This is a genomic window from Stenotrophomonas sp. GW821-FHT09E08 (assembly GCF_059416125.1).
Genome location: NZ_JBWKOO010000005.1, coordinates 103,555 through 118,410 on the forward strand (window position 1 = coordinate 103,555; position 14,856 = coordinate 118,410).

14 protein-coding genes are annotated in these 14,856 nt (G+C 66.8%); all 14 read right to left on the reverse strand.

Features of this window, described 5'->3' with window-relative positions:
• Positions 1 to 181: 181 nt before the first annotated feature.
• The 14 genes from AC07M7_RS08875 to AC07M7_RS08940 all read right to left on the reverse strand — a co-directional run bounded on the left by AC07M7_RS08875 (position 182) and on the right by AC07M7_RS08940 (position 14,692).
• Positions 182 to 1,378, reverse strand: a complete 1,197-nt coding sequence (locus AC07M7_RS08875; RefSeq protein WP_495207183.1) for a substrate-binding domain-containing protein — start codon at positions 1,376 to 1,378, stop codon at positions 182 to 184.
• Positions 1,379 to 1,530: 152 nt separating this feature from the next.
• A complete protein-coding gene (locus AC07M7_RS08880; protein WP_495207184.1) occupies positions 1,531 to 2,736 on the reverse strand; it encodes a substrate-binding domain-containing protein in 1,206 nt (401 codons plus the stop codon).
• A 254-nt stretch (positions 2,737 to 2,990) separates the two neighbouring features.
• Positions 2,991 to 4,190, reverse strand: coding sequence for a type II secretion system inner membrane protein GspF (gspF, locus tag AC07M7_RS08885; protein WP_495207185.1), 1,200 nt, complete (start codon positions 4,188 to 4,190; stop codon positions 2,991 to 2,993).
• A 7-nt stretch (positions 4,191 to 4,197) separates the two neighbouring features.
• The gene (gene gspE, locus AC07M7_RS08890) at positions 4,198 to 5,631 is read right to left on the reverse strand and encodes a type II secretion system ATPase GspE (RefSeq protein WP_495207186.1); all 1,434 of its coding nucleotides are present in this window, start codon (positions 5,629 to 5,631) and stop codon (positions 4,198 to 4,200) included.
• Positions 5,628 to 8,009: a type II secretion system secretin GspD gene (gene gspD, locus AC07M7_RS08895; RefSeq protein ID WP_495207187.1), complete on the reverse strand. Its 2,382-nt coding sequence runs from the start codon at positions 8,007 to 8,009 to the stop codon at positions 5,628 to 5,630. Before gspD ends, gspE begins: the two co-directional genes overlap by 4 nt.
• Complete coding sequence (locus AC07M7_RS08900) at positions 8,006 to 8,533, reverse strand: type II secretion system protein M (protein WP_495207188.1); 528 nt, start codon at positions 8,531 to 8,533, stop codon at positions 8,006 to 8,008. The genes gspD and AC07M7_RS08900 overlap by 4 nt, the downstream gene beginning before the upstream one ends.
• Positions 8,530 to 9,693: a type II secretion system protein GspL gene (gspL, locus tag AC07M7_RS08905; RefSeq protein WP_495207189.1), complete on the reverse strand. Its 1,164-nt coding sequence runs from the start codon at positions 9,691 to 9,693 to the stop codon at positions 8,530 to 8,532. The genes AC07M7_RS08900 and gspL overlap by 4 nt, the downstream gene beginning before the upstream one ends.
• The gene (gspK, locus tag AC07M7_RS08910) at positions 9,690 to 10,595 is read right to left on the reverse strand and encodes a type II secretion system minor pseudopilin GspK (RefSeq protein WP_495207190.1); all 906 of its coding nucleotides are present in this window, start codon (positions 10,593 to 10,595) and stop codon (positions 9,690 to 9,692) included. The genes gspL and gspK overlap by 4 nt, the downstream gene beginning before the upstream one ends.
• 9 nt (positions 10,596 to 10,604) lie before the next feature.
• The gene (gene gspG / locus AC07M7_RS08915) at positions 10,605 to 11,042 is read right to left on the reverse strand and encodes a type II secretion system major pseudopilin GspG (protein ID WP_480982742.1); all 438 of its coding nucleotides are present in this window, start codon (positions 11,040 to 11,042) and stop codon (positions 10,605 to 10,607) included.
• 57 nt (positions 11,043 to 11,099) lie between these two features.
• Positions 11,100 to 11,684, reverse strand: coding sequence for a hypothetical protein (locus AC07M7_RS08920; RefSeq protein ID WP_136637907.1), 585 nt, complete (start codon positions 11,682 to 11,684; stop codon positions 11,100 to 11,102).
• A gap of 120 nt (positions 11,685 to 11,804) precedes the next feature.
• The gene (locus tag AC07M7_RS08925; protein ID WP_295381342.1) at positions 11,805 to 12,356 is read right to left on the reverse strand and encodes a hypothetical protein; all 552 of its coding nucleotides are present in this window, start codon (positions 12,354 to 12,356) and stop codon (positions 11,805 to 11,807) included.
• Positions 12,357 to 12,414: 58 nt separating this feature from the next.
• Positions 12,415 to 13,395, reverse strand: a complete 981-nt coding sequence (locus AC07M7_RS08930; protein WP_495207191.1) for a FecR family protein — start codon at positions 13,393 to 13,395, stop codon at positions 12,415 to 12,417.
• Between the two features lie 69 nt (positions 13,396 to 13,464).
• Positions 13,465 to 13,995, reverse strand: a complete 531-nt coding sequence (locus AC07M7_RS08935) for an RNA polymerase sigma factor (RefSeq protein ID WP_006370838.1) — start codon at positions 13,993 to 13,995, stop codon at positions 13,465 to 13,467.
• Positions 13,996 to 14,011: 16 nt separating this feature from the next.
• A complete protein-coding gene (locus AC07M7_RS08940) occupies positions 14,012 to 14,692 on the reverse strand; it encodes an STN domain-containing protein (RefSeq protein WP_495207192.1) in 681 nt (226 codons plus the stop codon).
• Between the last annotated feature and the right edge of the window lie 164 nt (positions 14,693 to 14,856).

Sequence of the window (14,856 nt, forward strand, 5' to 3'; positions counted from 1 at the left end):
ACCTCATGCGGCCGGCGACGGCCTGCGGCAGAAAAAATCGATTGCCCCCTGCATGGGCGGGCACTATCAGATAGACGGCCATCGAGACGGAAAAACGACACCGTCTTCACTTCGTTCAAGCGCATGGAGGCCAAAGGGCCCCGTCCCTGGAGCCGGGACCCTGTTCAGCGAATCCACAGAATCAGCGACCGATGCCCGCGCAGGTGTCTGCGTTGCCCAATCCTGTTCGGGAAGAGGAAGAAACAAGATGGATGGCAACGGCCTCCCGCCATGTAGGCGTCAACGGAACAAATCCGCGCGCGAGAACGGCTGCATCGTGAGTGCCTGCATTCCCCAGGTTGTAATGTTTCTCCAGGAATGCGCGGACGCCGTTCTTGACCAGGGCCTTGCGATAGCACTGCGGAATCAGCAGGTAAGTGAATCCAACGATCGGATATCCTGCAGCCGGATTGGTGAACAGAGGCGCCCATTTGGTCGGATTCAAGGCGTTGACAAGCGTGGTCGGCGGGGAGATTTGGTTCATCGTCGCGGGAACGCTGATCTCTCCAGGTGAGAACCCCTTCACCTTCGCCACCTTCGTTGCATCACCCAGGTCCGGTATCGGCACCGGCCCGGTATAGCCGATACGACCGCTCGATGCGAAAACCGAATTGTAGGCATTCCTGTCTCCAGCTCCGGAGGACGCTACGAAATTCATGGGAACCTTCCCATCGACGAATGCCTCTGCAAGCCTTGACTGCACTGAGAATCCCGGGGATCCATTGATCAACCTTAGTGACGTTGCAGCGACATCTGCAGGCCAACAGACTGAGGACAGATAGCGCGTCAGCAGCTCTGTCGCGCCACTGCTTTCCCGTCGGTAGACCACAGTGATCCGGCCAGTGCGACCGATACCAATGCCACTCCAGTCGGTGATCTTTCCTGAGAAGATGCCACACAGCTGCGGCGTTGTTAAATCAAGAGTGGACCCATCAGTGGCTGCACTATTGAAAGGAAGCGCAATCGGCGCCAGCATGGAGGGCAGCTGCATCAATGGGCCATGCATGACTGCAGAGGCTCTGGAGTTGAAGCGAGCGTTGTACTGATCGAGCTCAGCCTCGCTCAGAATCTGTTCGCTGACAGCGAAGTCGACATTGCCGGCCTCGCCAGATACAAGGAGGCCAAAGTCGTTTTCGAGAAATGCCCGCTTTCCGACTGCGGATTCCATCACGACATAGCTCATGTAGGCAGGTAGTATTCCCTCGCTGCCATTCCTGTAAACATCTGCCGGCAATGGTGCACCGGCACCATTGACTACGGTCTTCTGCGCCGAAGCCAAGCCCGCTGCTGCCAGCAGCATGACACCGGCAAGAAGCGCAATTTTTCGTTGAGTCTGCATGTTCGATCCTTGAGAATTTCGTGCTCTGGGAAGCAAGCGACCTAACTGTCTTCAGGGCACACAATCGCAGTCATCAAGATGGAACCTGCTTTCCCAGGAAACTGAAAGGCGCCGGCCTCACGGCCGGCGCCCGTTTCAGCGATACCGCTGGATCAGCGGCCGACGCCGGTGGTGCAGGTGTTGGCGTTGCTCAGGCCGTTCGGGGCCGAAGAAGCCACCAGATTGTTGGCAATCGCTTCACGCCAGACCTTGGTCAGCGGGATGAAACCGTGCGCGCGCACGGCGGCATCGTTGTTGCCGGCAGCACCGAGGTTGTAGTGCGCTTCCAGGAAGTTGCGCACAGCGGTACGCGGCAGAGCAGTGCGGTAGCACTGGCCGAACACAAGATTGGTGTAGCCAGCGATCGGGTAACCGGTCGACGGGTTGGTGAACACCGGGACCCACTTGGCCGGGTTCGCGATGTCGGCAGCGGACGACGGCGGAGCGATGGTGTTCAGGGTCGCGGCAACGCTCACTTCATCCGGCGAATAGCCCTTCAGCTTGGCAACCTTGGTCGCGTCTTTCAGGTTCGGGATCACGTCCGGGCCGACGTAGCCGATGGCGCCGTCATTGGCATTCACGGCGTTGAACAGCAGGGTGCCAGCGTTGGTGTTCGGAGCGGTCGGGGCGGCTTCGAAGTTGGACGGAAGGGTGGTGAACAAGTTGGCGAAGGTCGACTGCACCGAGAACGCCGGGGCGCCACCGGCCAGCTTCAGGGTCGTGCCCGAGACGTCGGCCGGCTGGCAAGCGTTGGTCAGGAAGCGGGTCAGCAGTTCGCTGGTGCCGCTGCTCTCGCTGCGGTAGAAGACCTTGATCGGGCCGCTGCGGCCGGTGCCGATGCTCGACCAGTTGGTGATCTTGCCCGAGAAGATGCCGCAGGCCTGGGCCACGGTCAGGTCGACGGAGGAGCCGGCCGGATCAACCTTGTTGAACGGAATGGTGACCGACGTGGCGACCGACGGCAGCTGCAGCAGCGGGCCGAACTTAGTGGTCGAGCTCGCGCTGTTGTAGGTGGTGTTGTAGGTGTCGATCTCGGTCTGGCTCAGCACCGAGTCACTGCCGGCGAAATGCACGTTGCCGGTGCCGGTCGGGATGAAGATCGCGATCTTGTTTTCCAGGAAGGCCTGCTTGCCCTTGCCCGAACCGGTCACGGCGTAGCTGAAGTTCGACGGCAGGATGCTGTCAGCCGAACCCTTGTAGAGGTCGGCCGGCAGCGAGGCACCACCACCGTTGACGAGGGACTGCTGGGCCGAAGCGGCACCGGCGGTGGCGAGCAGCGCGGTAGCAACCAGCGCGGCCAGGGTCTTGTACTTGTTCATGATCTTCTCCTGAAGGGTTTACTGCGAAGGGAAACGCCAAGGGAGGAACGGTCACTACACGCCTGCTGCCGCCGAGGGCCTCCCAGCCCACTCTGCGGCGACGTGTCCATGCTGGTCTGCGCCGATGACAGGCCGCTTAAGAAACCTGTGGAAGATCGAAAAAAGGTGTGGAGGATTGTGTGGAGAATCGAAAGCGTCCCGCGCTGCGCGCTCGCCGGGCATGGCCCGGTGCAACCCGTGATGGGCGCCGCGCATCACTGCACCAATTGGTTCATTTCCATGATCGGCATCAGCACCGCCAGCACGATCGTCAACACCACGCCGCCCATCACCAGGATCATCGTCGGTTCCAGCAACGCAGTGAGCGCCATCGCGCGACGTTCGATCTCGCGCGAGATCGTCTGTGCAGCACGATCCAGCAGCGGTGCCAGCGAACCGGTCTTCTCACCGCTGGCCACCAGGTGCACCAGGATCGGCGGATACACCTTCTGAACCTTCAACGCAGCACCCAACGCCGCACCTTCGCGCACGCGCGCGGACACATCATCGGCACAGCGCGCCAGCAGCGCGTTTCCCAATGTCTGCCGCGCCGCCTCCAATGCGCGCAGCAGCGGCACACCGGCGTCCAGCAGGATCGCCAGCGTCGAGGCAAAGCGCGCACTGTTCACACCTAGCACGAAACGCCCGACCATCGGCACCCGCAGCAGCATCGCGTCCCAGCGCAGGCGCAGCTCGGGCCGACGCAAGGCCAGTCGCCATGCCACCACCAGCGCACCTATTCCCAGCCCTGCCCACACGCCCCAGCTGCGTACGAACGCGCTGGCCGCCAGCATCACCTGGGTCAGCATCGGCAGCGTCTGCCGTGCCTGCACGAACGCGGTCACCACCTGCGGCACCACGTAGCTGAGCAGGAAAATCACGATTGCCACCGACACCAGGCTGATTGCCGCCGGGTAGATGAAGGCGGTCAGTACCTTGGCCTGCAGTGCATTGCGCTCTTCGATGTAGTCGGCAAGGCGCTCCATCACGCGCGCCAGATCACCGGAGTCTTCGCCCGCGCCCACGAGTGCCCGGTAGATCGGCGGAAAATCGCGTGGCCGCGCTGCCAGCGCAACAGTCAGGCGCTGGCCAGCGCGTACATCGGCACGAACGGCAGTAAGCGCTTGCGCGACATGCGGGCGCTCAGCCTGCTCGATCACCGCGCTCAAGGCGCCTTCCAGCGGCAGGCTGGCGGCCAGCAGGCTGGCCAGCTGCCGCGTGGCCCACGCCAGCTCGCTTGCCGAAAGCCTGCGCGCGCCCCAGCCACTGCCCGCACTGCGCGCCGGGCTTACCTGCACAGGGGTCAAGCCACGCCCGCGCAGCAGCTGGCGCGCACCACGCGGGCTCTCGGCATCCAGCTGGCCCTTCTCGATGCGACCCTGTGCGTTGGCGGCCTGGTAGTCGAACAGTGCCATGCAGGCCTCAATCGTCGCCGGTAACGCGCAGGATCTCTTCCAGCGTGGTCACCCCGCTGTCGACCCAGCGCTGGCCATCCTGCCGCAATGTGCACATGCCGGCACGCCGTGCCGCCTCGCGCAGCGCAGGCTCACCCTGCCCTTCATGGATCAACGCGCGTACCCGGTCATCGACCACGAACAGTTCGTGGATACCGGTTCGCCCGCGATAGCCGCTGTTGGCGCAGGCCGCGCAGCCCACCGCGCGCCATACGGTACGGCCCTCGCCATCCACCTCGCCACGCCTGCACTGCGTGCACAGGCGCCGCACCAGCCGCTGCGCCAGCACCCCGCGCAGCGACGAGGCCAGCAGGAATGGTTCCACGCCCATGTCGGCCAGGCGGGTCACCGCCGAGATCGCATCATTGGTGTGCAGCGAGGCCAGCACGCCATGGCCGGTCAGCGACGACTGCACGGCAATCTGCGCGGTCTCGATATCGCGGATCTCACCGATCATGATGGTGTCCGGATCCTGGCGCAGGATCGCACGCAACGCGGTACCGAAACTCATGCCGATGCGCGCGTTGACCTGGATCTGGCCGATACCAGCGAAGTCGTACTCCACCGGGTCTTCCACGGTGAGGATGTTGCTGGTGCTGCTGTCGAGCTGGCCCAGCGCCGCGTACAGCGAGGTGGTCTTGCCGCTGCCGGTCGGCCCGGTGACCAGCACGATGCCGTGCGGCTGCCGGATCAATCCGGTGAACATGGCCAGGGTGTCATCGGCCATGCCCAGGCGCTGCAGCTGCAGGCGGCCGGCATCCTTCTCCAGCAGTCGCAGCACGGCGCGCTCGCCATGCCCGGTCGGCACGGTGGAGACGCGGATGTCCAGCGGCCGCCCACCCACGCGGATCGCGATGCGGCCGTCCTGCGGCAGGCGCTTCTCGGCGATATCCAGGTGGGCCATGATCTTGATGCGCGATACCAGCGCCGCGTGCAGTGCGCGCCGCGGCTGCACCATGTCGCGCAGGGTGCCGTCCACCCGGTAGCGCACCACCGAGTGGGTCTCGAACGGCTCGATGTGCAGATCGCTGGCGCCATCGCGTGCGGCCTGTGCCAGCAGCGCGTTGATCATACGGATCACCGGCGCATCGTCCTGCGCATCCAGCAGATCGGTGACCTCCGGCATGTCCTGCATCAGCCGGTCCAGATCCACTTCACTTTCAGCAGCTCCGACCACGGCGGCGGCATCGCCACCGTCACGGTACTGCTCACCCAACCGCTGCTGCCAGGTCGCGGCATCCAGCGCCTGGAACGGCAGCGGACCATGCCGGCGGCGCAGTTCGGCCACGGCCCACGCCGCAGTTTCGGCGGTGCCCAGCAACACGGGTTCGCCGCCGGCCTCGGACAACATCACGCCATGGCTGCGCACCCAGGCGTACGGCAGCGGTGCGGCGGCGCTCACGGCCCGATCACCAGTTCCGGCGTGTAGCCCAGCCCGCGCAGCTGCTGCAGTGCCGGGTCCAGCGTCGCCGGATCGCGTGGCAATCGCACGCGCAGGCGTTGCCCGCTCTCGCCGGGCGCCGCTTCGGCATAGGCCTGCAGGCCCAGTGCACGCACCTGCGCCACGCCCTGGCTGGCACGCGCCGGGTCCAGCCCCTGCGCGAACTGCACCAGCTGGGCATCGCCGTCGCCGGACGGATACAACGCCGCCAGGCTGCTGTTCTGCAGCGGCTGGCCCTGGCCATCGCGCGCATTGCCCTGGCCGAGTACAGACAGGTCCTGCGGCGGCAGCTGCGGTGCCGACAGCGCCGGCAAGGCCCAGCTCTGTACCGGCTGCGCGCCGGCCTGCGCGTTACGCATGTAGTCGTAGCGGTCGCGGGTCAGGCGCTGGCCGGCAGCCGGGTCACGCACCACGTGCGGGCGCAGGAACACCATCAGGTTGGTCTTGGCGCGCTTGCGGGTGTCACTGCGGAACAGTGCGCCCAGCACTGGAATCTTGCCCAGGCCCGGCACCGCATCACGGCCATGACTGACGCTGTCTTCCAGCAGCCCACCGAGCACCATGATCTGGCCATCGTCCAGCAGCACGCTGGTATCCAGGGCGCGTTTGTTGGTGATGATGCCGGCCGTGCTGTTCGCACTCTGCGCGTCGATGCTGCTGACTTCCTGGTAGATGTCCAGCTTTACCGTGCCGCCCTCGGAGATCTGCGGGCGCACCCGCAGCTTCAGGCCCACGTCCTCGCGCACGATGGTCTGGAACGGGTTGTTGCTGCCGCCACCACCGTCGGTCACGTAGCGGCCGCTGACAAACGGTACGGTCTGGCCGACCATGATGCTGGCCGCTTCGTTGTCCAGCGTCATCAGGTTCGGCGTGGACAGGATGTTGGCACCGCCCTTGCTCTGCAGCGCGTTGGCCAGCGCCTTCATGTTGAGGATCTGACCGACGCCGGGCAGGTTGATGGTGCCGTCGATCACGCCGATCTTCAGGCCGTCCTTGGGCAGCACGTCCAGAGTGGTGCGCGCGGCGGTGTTCAGGCCGCTGCCGCCGGTTGTACCACCGAAATGGGTGCCGCCGAAGGTGCGGCCATTACCCAACATCCACTGCACGCCCAGCTCGGCCGCGTCGGTCTGGTTGACTTCCACGATCAGGCTTTCCACCAGCACCTGTGCACGGCGCTGGTCGAGCTGGTCGATCACCCGCCGCAGGTTGCGGTACACCGGCTCGGGCGCCGAGATCAGCAGCGTGTTGGTCGCCACGTCGGCCTGCACCGAGATGCCGTTCTGGCTGAAACCGGTACTGCCAGCGTCGATTGGATCACGGCGATTCGGATCCAGCCGTTGTGATTCCAGTGCATTGCCACCGGTCTTGGCCTGCTGTGGCTGCGATGGCTGCGCCGGCGTGGCGCGGTTGGCGTCGCCGGGCAGCGGCGTGACGCCTTCGTTGCTGCCCATTGCCGGTGCATCGCTCTGCCCGGCCACCACACCGCGCAGCACACCGGCCAGCTGGTTGGCCTGGGCATTGCGCAGGTAGACCACATGCAGATTGCCGGACTCGTCCTGCGCCTTGTCCAGCTTCTCCACCAGCTGCCGCGCCAGGCGGGTACGGCCGGGGCTGCTGGAGCGCAGCAGCACGCTGTTGCTGCGCGGGTCGGCCATCACCACCACCTTCTGGCTGGGTTCGGCACCCTGCGCATCCAGCAGCGGCGCGACCATCGCCGCCACGTCGACAGCGATGCCCTGCTGCAGCTTGACCACGTCGGTGTCCATGCCTGCCGGTGTGTCCACGCTGGAAATCACCCGCGCGATGCGTTCCAGGTTGTCGGCGTAGTCGGTGATCACCAGGGTGTTGTTGCCCGGGTTGGCAGTGATCGGATTGTCCGGGCTGATCATCGGCCGCAGCACCGCTACCAGCGCGGCGGCATTCTCGTAGCGCAGCGCGAAGGTGCGCGTGGCCACCTCGCCGCCGGCCCCGCCGGCGCCCACACGGCCACCGAGCAGCTTGGCGTCGGCCTGCGGCACCACCCGGCTGACACCGCCGTTCTCGACCACAGCAAAGCCACGCATGCGCAGTGCGCCCAGCAGCAACTGGTACGCCTGGGTACGGCTGAGCGGGCCATCAGAGACCACGGTCATCTTGCCGGTCACCCGCGGGTCGACCAGGAACTGGCGACCGGTGAAGCGCGCCGCCATGCGCAGTACACCACCGATATCGGTCTCCACCAGATTCAACTGCACCGGCTCATCCCGGGCGTCCTGCGCCAGCACCGGCGCCGGAACGTGGGCCATGCCCACCACCAGGGCCAGCGTGGTGCTGCAGGCAAGGCTGCGCATCACCCTCATGGATGGTCACCCACGGTGGGTACCATCACGATGTCTCCGGAAATCCGTGCCGCCGGCATGTTCGCGTCCCCTGTACGTGTCAATTGCAGCTGCTGCAGTTCGATGGCCGGATCGGCCAGCACGGGCAGCAGCCAGTTCCACAGCGCGTCAGCGGGCACCGCCTGCACCTGCAGGTGCCAGCGCCCTTCGCGTGCGTCGATATGCAGTCCGTCGGCGAGGCCGGCGGTCTTGATCTGTCCGCGCAGCCCAGCCAGCGTCGGCTGATGCCCCTGCGCCAGTTGCTGGCGTTCGCGGGCATGCAGCAGCGGCGCCAATACGCGCGCCTGCGCCTGCAGCCGTGGCAGTTCGGCCTGCCAATGCGTGCGCTGCTTCAGCAGTGGCTCCAGCCACAACATCCACAGACCCGCCGCCACCAGCGCCACCACCATCACCCACAGCATCAGCCGGTCGCGCGGCGGCAGGCGCTGCCAGCGCTGCTGCAGGCCGGCCAGACCTTCGCCCAGGCGCAGCGTCCTGGCAGTCACTGCCCGCCCCCGCTCACGCGCAGGCGTCCGCCCGCGTCCCGCACCAGTTGCAGACCCTGCGCCTGTACGGCCTGCTGCCATTGCTCCAGCCGTTGTGCGTCATCGGCCAATATCCGTGCGTTGTCATCCAGCTCCAGTTCCAGCTGGCCCGGCGTGTAATGCAGACCACGCACCTGACCACCCAGCTCGGGCACTGCCTGCAGAGTGGTGGCAACCTGCCGCTGCACCGGTGGCAACGGCGGCGCCGGCAACGGCACCGCCAGCGCGCGCCGCGCCTGTAGTACCGGGTCCACCACATCGGTGATCTCCGGGAAGCGCGCACTGAACTGCCGCGCCATGTCCTGCTGCAGCGCCTCGCCCTCGCTGCGCCAGCGCGAGACCTGCAGCTGCAGGCCCAGCGCCGCCAGCACCAGCGCCGCCACTGCCAGGCCGATTGCCAACCGCGGTGCCTGCCTGCTGCGACCCGGCAGTGGCAACGACCACGCTGGCAGGGGGCCGCACGCCTGCAGTTCATGCGCGACCACGGTTGCCGGCAGACTCTCCGGCCACGCCGACGGCACGCTGTCGATCCATTGCACGGCCTGCACCCCGGATTGCTGCAGGCGCGCCGCGAGCGACTGCAGCACCGCCCCCACGTCGCGCCCACCGCACCACTGCACAAAGCCACGATCGCGCCCGCTGCGCACCAGCAGGTGCTCGCCGCAGGCCTGCAGCGTGGCCTGGGCCTCCTTCCACGGCAGCAGCAGCGGCGTCGGATACAGCGCCTGCAGCTGCAGGCCGCACGACGCCAGCAGATGCTGCGCCTGCATGATCGCCTGCTGCCCGAGCCAGGCCACCGGCACGCTGCCATCGGCCGCCTGGGCACCATGCGCCAGCGCGACCTCCTGCAGGTCATCCAGCAGCATCGCCTCCACTTCACCCTGCAGCGCGGCCTGCAGCCTGCGGCCCGACAGCGGCGGCAGCTGCAGCTCCAGCAGGATCAGATCCTGCGGGTCGAGGCAGGCCAACACCCCTGCCTGCGGATGACGCTGACCCAGCACGGCCAATGGGTCGCGGCCCTTGGCCAGCACCACACCCTTGTGCAACTGCGCCCACTCAACCGCACTGTCGGCATGCAGGCGCTCCAGCGCCGGCAGGCGCACCCTCAGCTGCACGCTCATGCACCGATCCTCGTCCACACACGCTGCACGCGCACACTGTCGTCGCGGTACTCGCGCCAGATCAGCGCGCGGAAGTCGACCACACTGCCATCGGCCTGCACCTGGCCGACGGCGAGGAACCACTCGCTATGGATGCCAAGCGGTACCACCGCCATCTGCGCGTTGCTCAGTTGAAGCCGATTGGCGATGTCGCCGCGGTTGAGCAGCCAATGGCCACCATCGCGCTCACCGAGCAGCGCCTGCAGGCGCCCTGGCTCGACACTGGGTACGACCGCCTGCAGGACGCTGAGATCACTGGTATTGGCGTTGACCAGGGTCTGCGCAGGCAACACCACGGTGCGCCGTGCCAACGCCAGTACGGCCACTGGATCGGAACCCGCGAAGGCCTGCTCGATCAGTGATTCGCGCGGCAGCGGGGCCCGCGCCTGGACATCGCCATCGCGCAGGCGCGCCTGGATGTGGTCCGCCGCAGACGCACAGGCATCCTGCCCCAGGCCCTGCCCTGAGCACAACGCGATGAACGCGCGCCGCGCTTCCGGGTCCGGCTTGCCGTAGGCCAGCAGGTTGCGCAGGTTGAACATGGACTGCGCATCGACCAGCTGCAGCTGCACCGGCAACGGCGTCTGCAGCTGCAATGGCCGCGCCCAGCGCCCGTTGCGGACCGTGGTCAACTGTTCCCGCACGTCCTCACGCAGCTGCTGCGCGGCACGCTCCAGCGTGGCATCCGCGGCAATGCGCACCTGGGCGCGCAGCTGGTCGCCACGCAGCGCGCGCAGCTGCGCCGACTGCCGGGTCAGCAGCGCGGTAGCGATCACGGCCACCAACGCCACCACCAGCATCGCCACGATCACCGCCATGCCACGCTGGCGGGCGCACGAAACCGAACACTTCCGGGCTGCCATCGGCGCGCCTCAGAGCTGCCAGGAACCGACGTCCGCGTTCCCGGCGTCACCGCCGGGCTTGCTGTCCGCGCCCAGCGAGAACACATCGATGTCGCCATGGGTGCCGGGAATCTGGTACTGGTACGGGTGACCCCACGGATCATTCGGCAGCCGGTCCAGGTACGGCGTGACCGGCATCGTGCCGCTGCCCTGCGGTGGCTTCACCAGCGCCTGCAGGCCCTGCTCGGTACTGGGGTAGCGGCCATTGTCCAGCTTGAACAGCTTCAAGGCCTGCATCAGCGCGGCGATATCCTGGCGCGCCGCAACCACGCGCGCCTGGTCCGGGCGATCCATCAAACGCGGCACGATCAATGCGGCAAGGATGCCGATGATCACTACCACCACCATGATCTCGATCAGGCTGAAACCCTGCTGCCGAGCCCTGCGACCACCCACCTGCCTTGCCATTGTTCCGCCCTCATCATCCTGGAAGAGACCGCTGCGCCATGGTCAGCGGTGCATGTGTCAGTACGATAAACATCCGCCTGCTATTCGCTGCGGCTGTGCCTGCAGCGGTGCAGCACGTACTGCTGGCGCACACGCCGCTTCAAGCAACGGAGATGGAAGGCTGCCCAGCGTGCCGTCGATACAGGCCCGCAGCAGTGGATGTGCGCAGGCCTGCAACAGGCGTACGCACTGCATCGGCGACCAGGCCGTGCCGTGGTCGAGGCCGATGAACTGCCGGTAGGCCTGGTGGTAGCGCAGGTCGTCGTACACGCGCTGCGCGCTGTTCAGGCCGCGCATCACCACCAGCAATGCCGCGCGTTGCAGCACGCGTACATCACCGGCCTCAAGCGGCAGCAGCGCCGCCGCACATTCGGGCCAGGGCCGCAGTTGCGGGTCGAGCGCCCTGCGCAATGCCAGCAGCGGATGCGACGAACTGTCCAGTGCAGCCCAGCGCGCGGCGTCGGCCCAGGCGTCGCTGGACAGCACCCAGACCCATGAATGCCCGTAGCGCTGCACGTTCAATGGTGCATGCCGCGCCTGTTCCAGCGACTGGCTCAGGTGGCGATCCAGTTCCAGCATGTTGATCCTGCGACTGTCTGCCATCAGCGCCGCCTGTGCTCCGCGACGCGTGGTGCGTCGTACTCTGGAGAAGACGTCGACAAGGCAGGTGAAGCGACAACGCGAATGCATCTCTGTGCACTGGGTGGCGCTTCATCCGCAGCGTCACAGCAACGTCATCCGCCTGCAGGTTTCGCCGTCCAGCCGTGGTGCGTCACCACCGCATCGCCGCGCCAGCACCGCCACGTCGCTGCGCTGCGCGAACGCTGCCAGCACATCGGTCATGCCTGCGTCATCCAGCCATGACGCCATCGCGACACGCAGCGCTGGCAGCTGCCAGCCGTCCATCACGCCATGGCCGCCGGCCACGAACCAGTGCCACAGGCGCTGCTGCTGAACCTGCTCGTGCAGCTGCGGAAGATCATCGATGCCATGCATGTGCGCCAGCAGCAGCGCACGGGCGATCGCCGCCGGCGGCAACACGCCACTTTCGGGCAACGGCACAGCCTGCTGTTGCAGGCGCAGCAGCATCGCCAACGGGTGGGACTGCGGATCGAACTCCAGCAGCACTGCTTGTTGTTGCCAGTGCGCATCGGACACCACGCACACCCAGGGCGATCCATAGCGATGCACCATCAACGGCCGCCGCTGCGTGGTTTCCAGCAACGCCGACAGGTTGCGACGCAGATCCAGCACACCGATGGTCTCGTTGCGCATCCTTGGCTTCTCCTTGCTTGCAACAGCCCCGCGCGGCGCGCACGGGCAGCGTCTTCATCTAACCAAGGACGGCAATGCCACCCGGAAAGCGACGCAGATCCAGTGACATCGTCAGTCGCAGCTGCTCCAGCGCTGCATCGGGATCATCGATGCGGAAGCGGCCGCTGACCGGCGCGCGGGCCAATGCTGATTCGCCCAGTATTACCTTGCCACGGCGATAGCGGTTGATCTCGTCCACCACCTCGTGCAACGGCGCGCGGCGAAACACCAGCATGCCTTCGGTCCAGGCGCTCACGTCCGAGGCCACGGCCTCGGCCACCACGCCACTGAGGCGCTCGTCATACTGGGTCTGCTGGCCTGCCTGCAGCTGCAGCCGGCCCTGCGGATGCTCGATGCGGGCGCTGCCATGCAGGCAGGTCACCCGCACCTGGCCATGGGTGTTGCGTACGTCGAGGCGCACCGCTCCTTCATCAGCGATCACGCAGCCCGGTCCAGCGAACAATGCAAGGCGCAGGCCGGGCTGGGTTTCGATCGCGGCCTGGCCCTGTACGAGCTCGAAGCCTTCGCCCTGCGCGTCCGCACGGCGGCGCAGGCTGCTCTGGGTGTCCAGCTCAATCTTCAGCTGTGGCGAAGGCGCGATCTGCAGCCGCTCACCGGTGCCGGTATGGAAGTCGGCCGCCATCGACGTCACCGATGGCCACAGCCCCAGCGGTGGGCGGATCGCCGCCACCACTACCAGACTGGCCGGGGCGGCAATCGCTGCACCGAGGAAGGCACGACGGCTCCAGCGCTGCGCCGGACTCGCGGCAATTGGCTGGCGCGCAGCGGCGGGCAGCTGCTCGCCGGCCAGGCGCACCTGCTCCCATTGCCGGCGCGCACGGCCGAATGCTTCACGATGGAGAGGATCGGCCTCGCACCACGCCCGGAACCTGCGCCCGTCGGCGGTGGTGGCTTCGCCCGAGGTCAGGCGCACCACCCACGCGTGGGCCTGACGCTCGACGGCATCCAGCGGGCGTTGCGGGCGATCGTCAGGATCCATGGGGGCTCATGCCGGACCCGCACGCTGCGGGGTTCTGCTCGGCGTCAAAGTGTAGACGGATGCCGCCGCTCAGAACCGCACCTGGCGCCCCTGCCCACTGCGCTCGGCCAGGTAGTCCTGGGCCGCCTTCAGTTCACGCTGCACCAGCCGCAGCGACACGCCGAGGTGATCGGCCACATCACGCTGCTGCAGGCCATCAACGCGGATCGCCAGCAGGATGCGGCGGCGGCGCTCAGGCATGCGCTGCAGCAGGCCGACCATGTCCTCCAGCGCGAACTCGAGCTCGGCGGCCTGTGCCGGGCCCGGGCCTGGATCGGCCATGTCCATCAATGTATCCACTTCTTCCAGGCTCAGCAGGCGATGATCGGCCCGCTGGCGATCGATCACCGTGTTCATCGCCATGCGCAACAGGTAGGCCGCCGGGTTCTGCACCGCGTCCAGACGATCCCGGCGCGCGCTCAGCCGCATCCAGGTGTCCTGCAGCGCGTCACCGGCCAGTTCTTCCGAGCCGAGCTTGCGCACCAGCCGGCGCTTCAGCTCGTCGTAGGCCCCCAGAAGGTGGTCCATCAGGTCTACTGCCCCAGCCGTACCGTTGCTCATGTTCGAATCCTTGAAGTCATGGAAGGGGCGAGCGCCGGCCACAGTCGTGGTCGGTACCGGAAGGTCGGATCTGCAGCGTTACCGGCTGCGGCAGCGCAGCGGCCTCGGCCGCCAGCACCAGGCCCTGCAACGCCTGCAACAGGCGTGCATCGCGGCGGGCGCTGCCACTGCCTGAGAGCATCTCGGGCGCATGCACCTGGCCCTCGCTGTCGACGTGGAAGCGCAGCGTCGCGGCGTAGCGGCCGGGCGCGATCTCGGGGTCGTCACAGAACGCCGCACGCAGGCGCTGCTGCAGCCCACCGTAGCGACGCCGACGCTCGACCTCGGGAAGGCCGGTGCCAACACCTGGTTCGGCGACCGAGGGCGTGCCCCGGCGCAGCACCACGCGCTGCTCGCCGATCATCTCGGCCTCGATGCCGGTGTCCTGCAGCAGCGCCTGCAACGCGGGGAGTGGCGGCAGGTTGGCCCTCAGCGCGTGGCTGCTGCGCCCGGCGGCAAGGTCACCCGGGTACATCACCGACCACCCACTGATGACACTGAAGCGTTCGACCGCCTGTTCCAGCGGCTGCGCAGGGATGTCGTAGGCATGAACACCGTCGTGCCCGGCAGCGGCAAAGGACAGCAGCAGCCATGCGGCGATGGCCACCTTCCAAGTTCTGACCGCATGGTGTCCATTCAGCCCCCTGACGTAGAACACATGACCCTCGGCAGCGACAGCAGCTGCAGTGGACGCGCGCCACGACCGGAACCCCGGCCCGCGCGCGACCAGCAAGCGGGCTCAAACCGTACCGGTGCCAGATGTCATTGCGATGACTGCTGCCTCCGACCAACGTCGGGCCGGGCTCCAAGAAGCCAGTCACG

Bases quoted from the DNA above. Each gene is read 5' to 3' on its own strand.
- AC07M7_RS08875 (WP_495207183.1), bottom strand. From the start codon at position 1,378: ATGCAGACTCAACGAAAAATTGCGCTTCTTGCCGGTGTCATGCTGCTG.
- gspG (WP_480982742.1), bottom strand. From the start codon at position 11,042: ATGGCAAGGCAGGTGGGTGGTCGCAGGGCTCGGCAGCAGGGTTTCAGC.
- gspF (WP_495207185.1), bottom strand. From the start codon at position 4,190: ATGGCACTGTTCGACTACCAGGCCGCCAACGCACAGGGTCGCATCGAG.
- AC07M7_RS08880 (WP_495207184.1), bottom strand. From the start codon at position 2,736: ATGAACAAGTACAAGACCCTGGCCGCGCTGGTTGCTACCGCGCTGCTC.
- gspL (WP_495207189.1), bottom strand. From the start codon at position 9,693: ATGAGCGTGCAGCTGAGGGTGCGCCTGCCGGCGCTGGAGCGCCTGCAT.
- gspK (WP_495207190.1), bottom strand. From the start codon at position 10,595: ATGGCAGCCCGGAAGTGTTCGGTTTCGTGCGCCCGCCAGCGTGGCATG.
- AC07M7_RS08925 (WP_295381342.1), bottom strand. From the start codon at position 12,356: ATGCGCAACGAGACCATCGGTGTGCTGGATCTGCGTCGCAACCTGTCG.
- gspD (WP_495207187.1), bottom strand. From the start codon at position 8,009: ATGAGGGTGATGCGCAGCCTTGCCTGCAGCACCACGCTGGCCCTGGTG.
- AC07M7_RS08930 (WP_495207191.1), bottom strand. From the start codon at position 13,395: ATGGATCCTGACGATCGCCCGCAACGCCCGCTGGATGCCGTCGAGCGT.
- AC07M7_RS08935 (WP_006370838.1), bottom strand. From the start codon at position 13,995: ATGAGCAACGGTACGGCTGGGGCAGTAGACCTGATGGACCACCTTCTG.
- AC07M7_RS08920 (WP_136637907.1), bottom strand. From the start codon at position 11,684: ATGGCAGACAGTCGCAGGATCAACATGCTGGAACTGGATCGCCACCTG.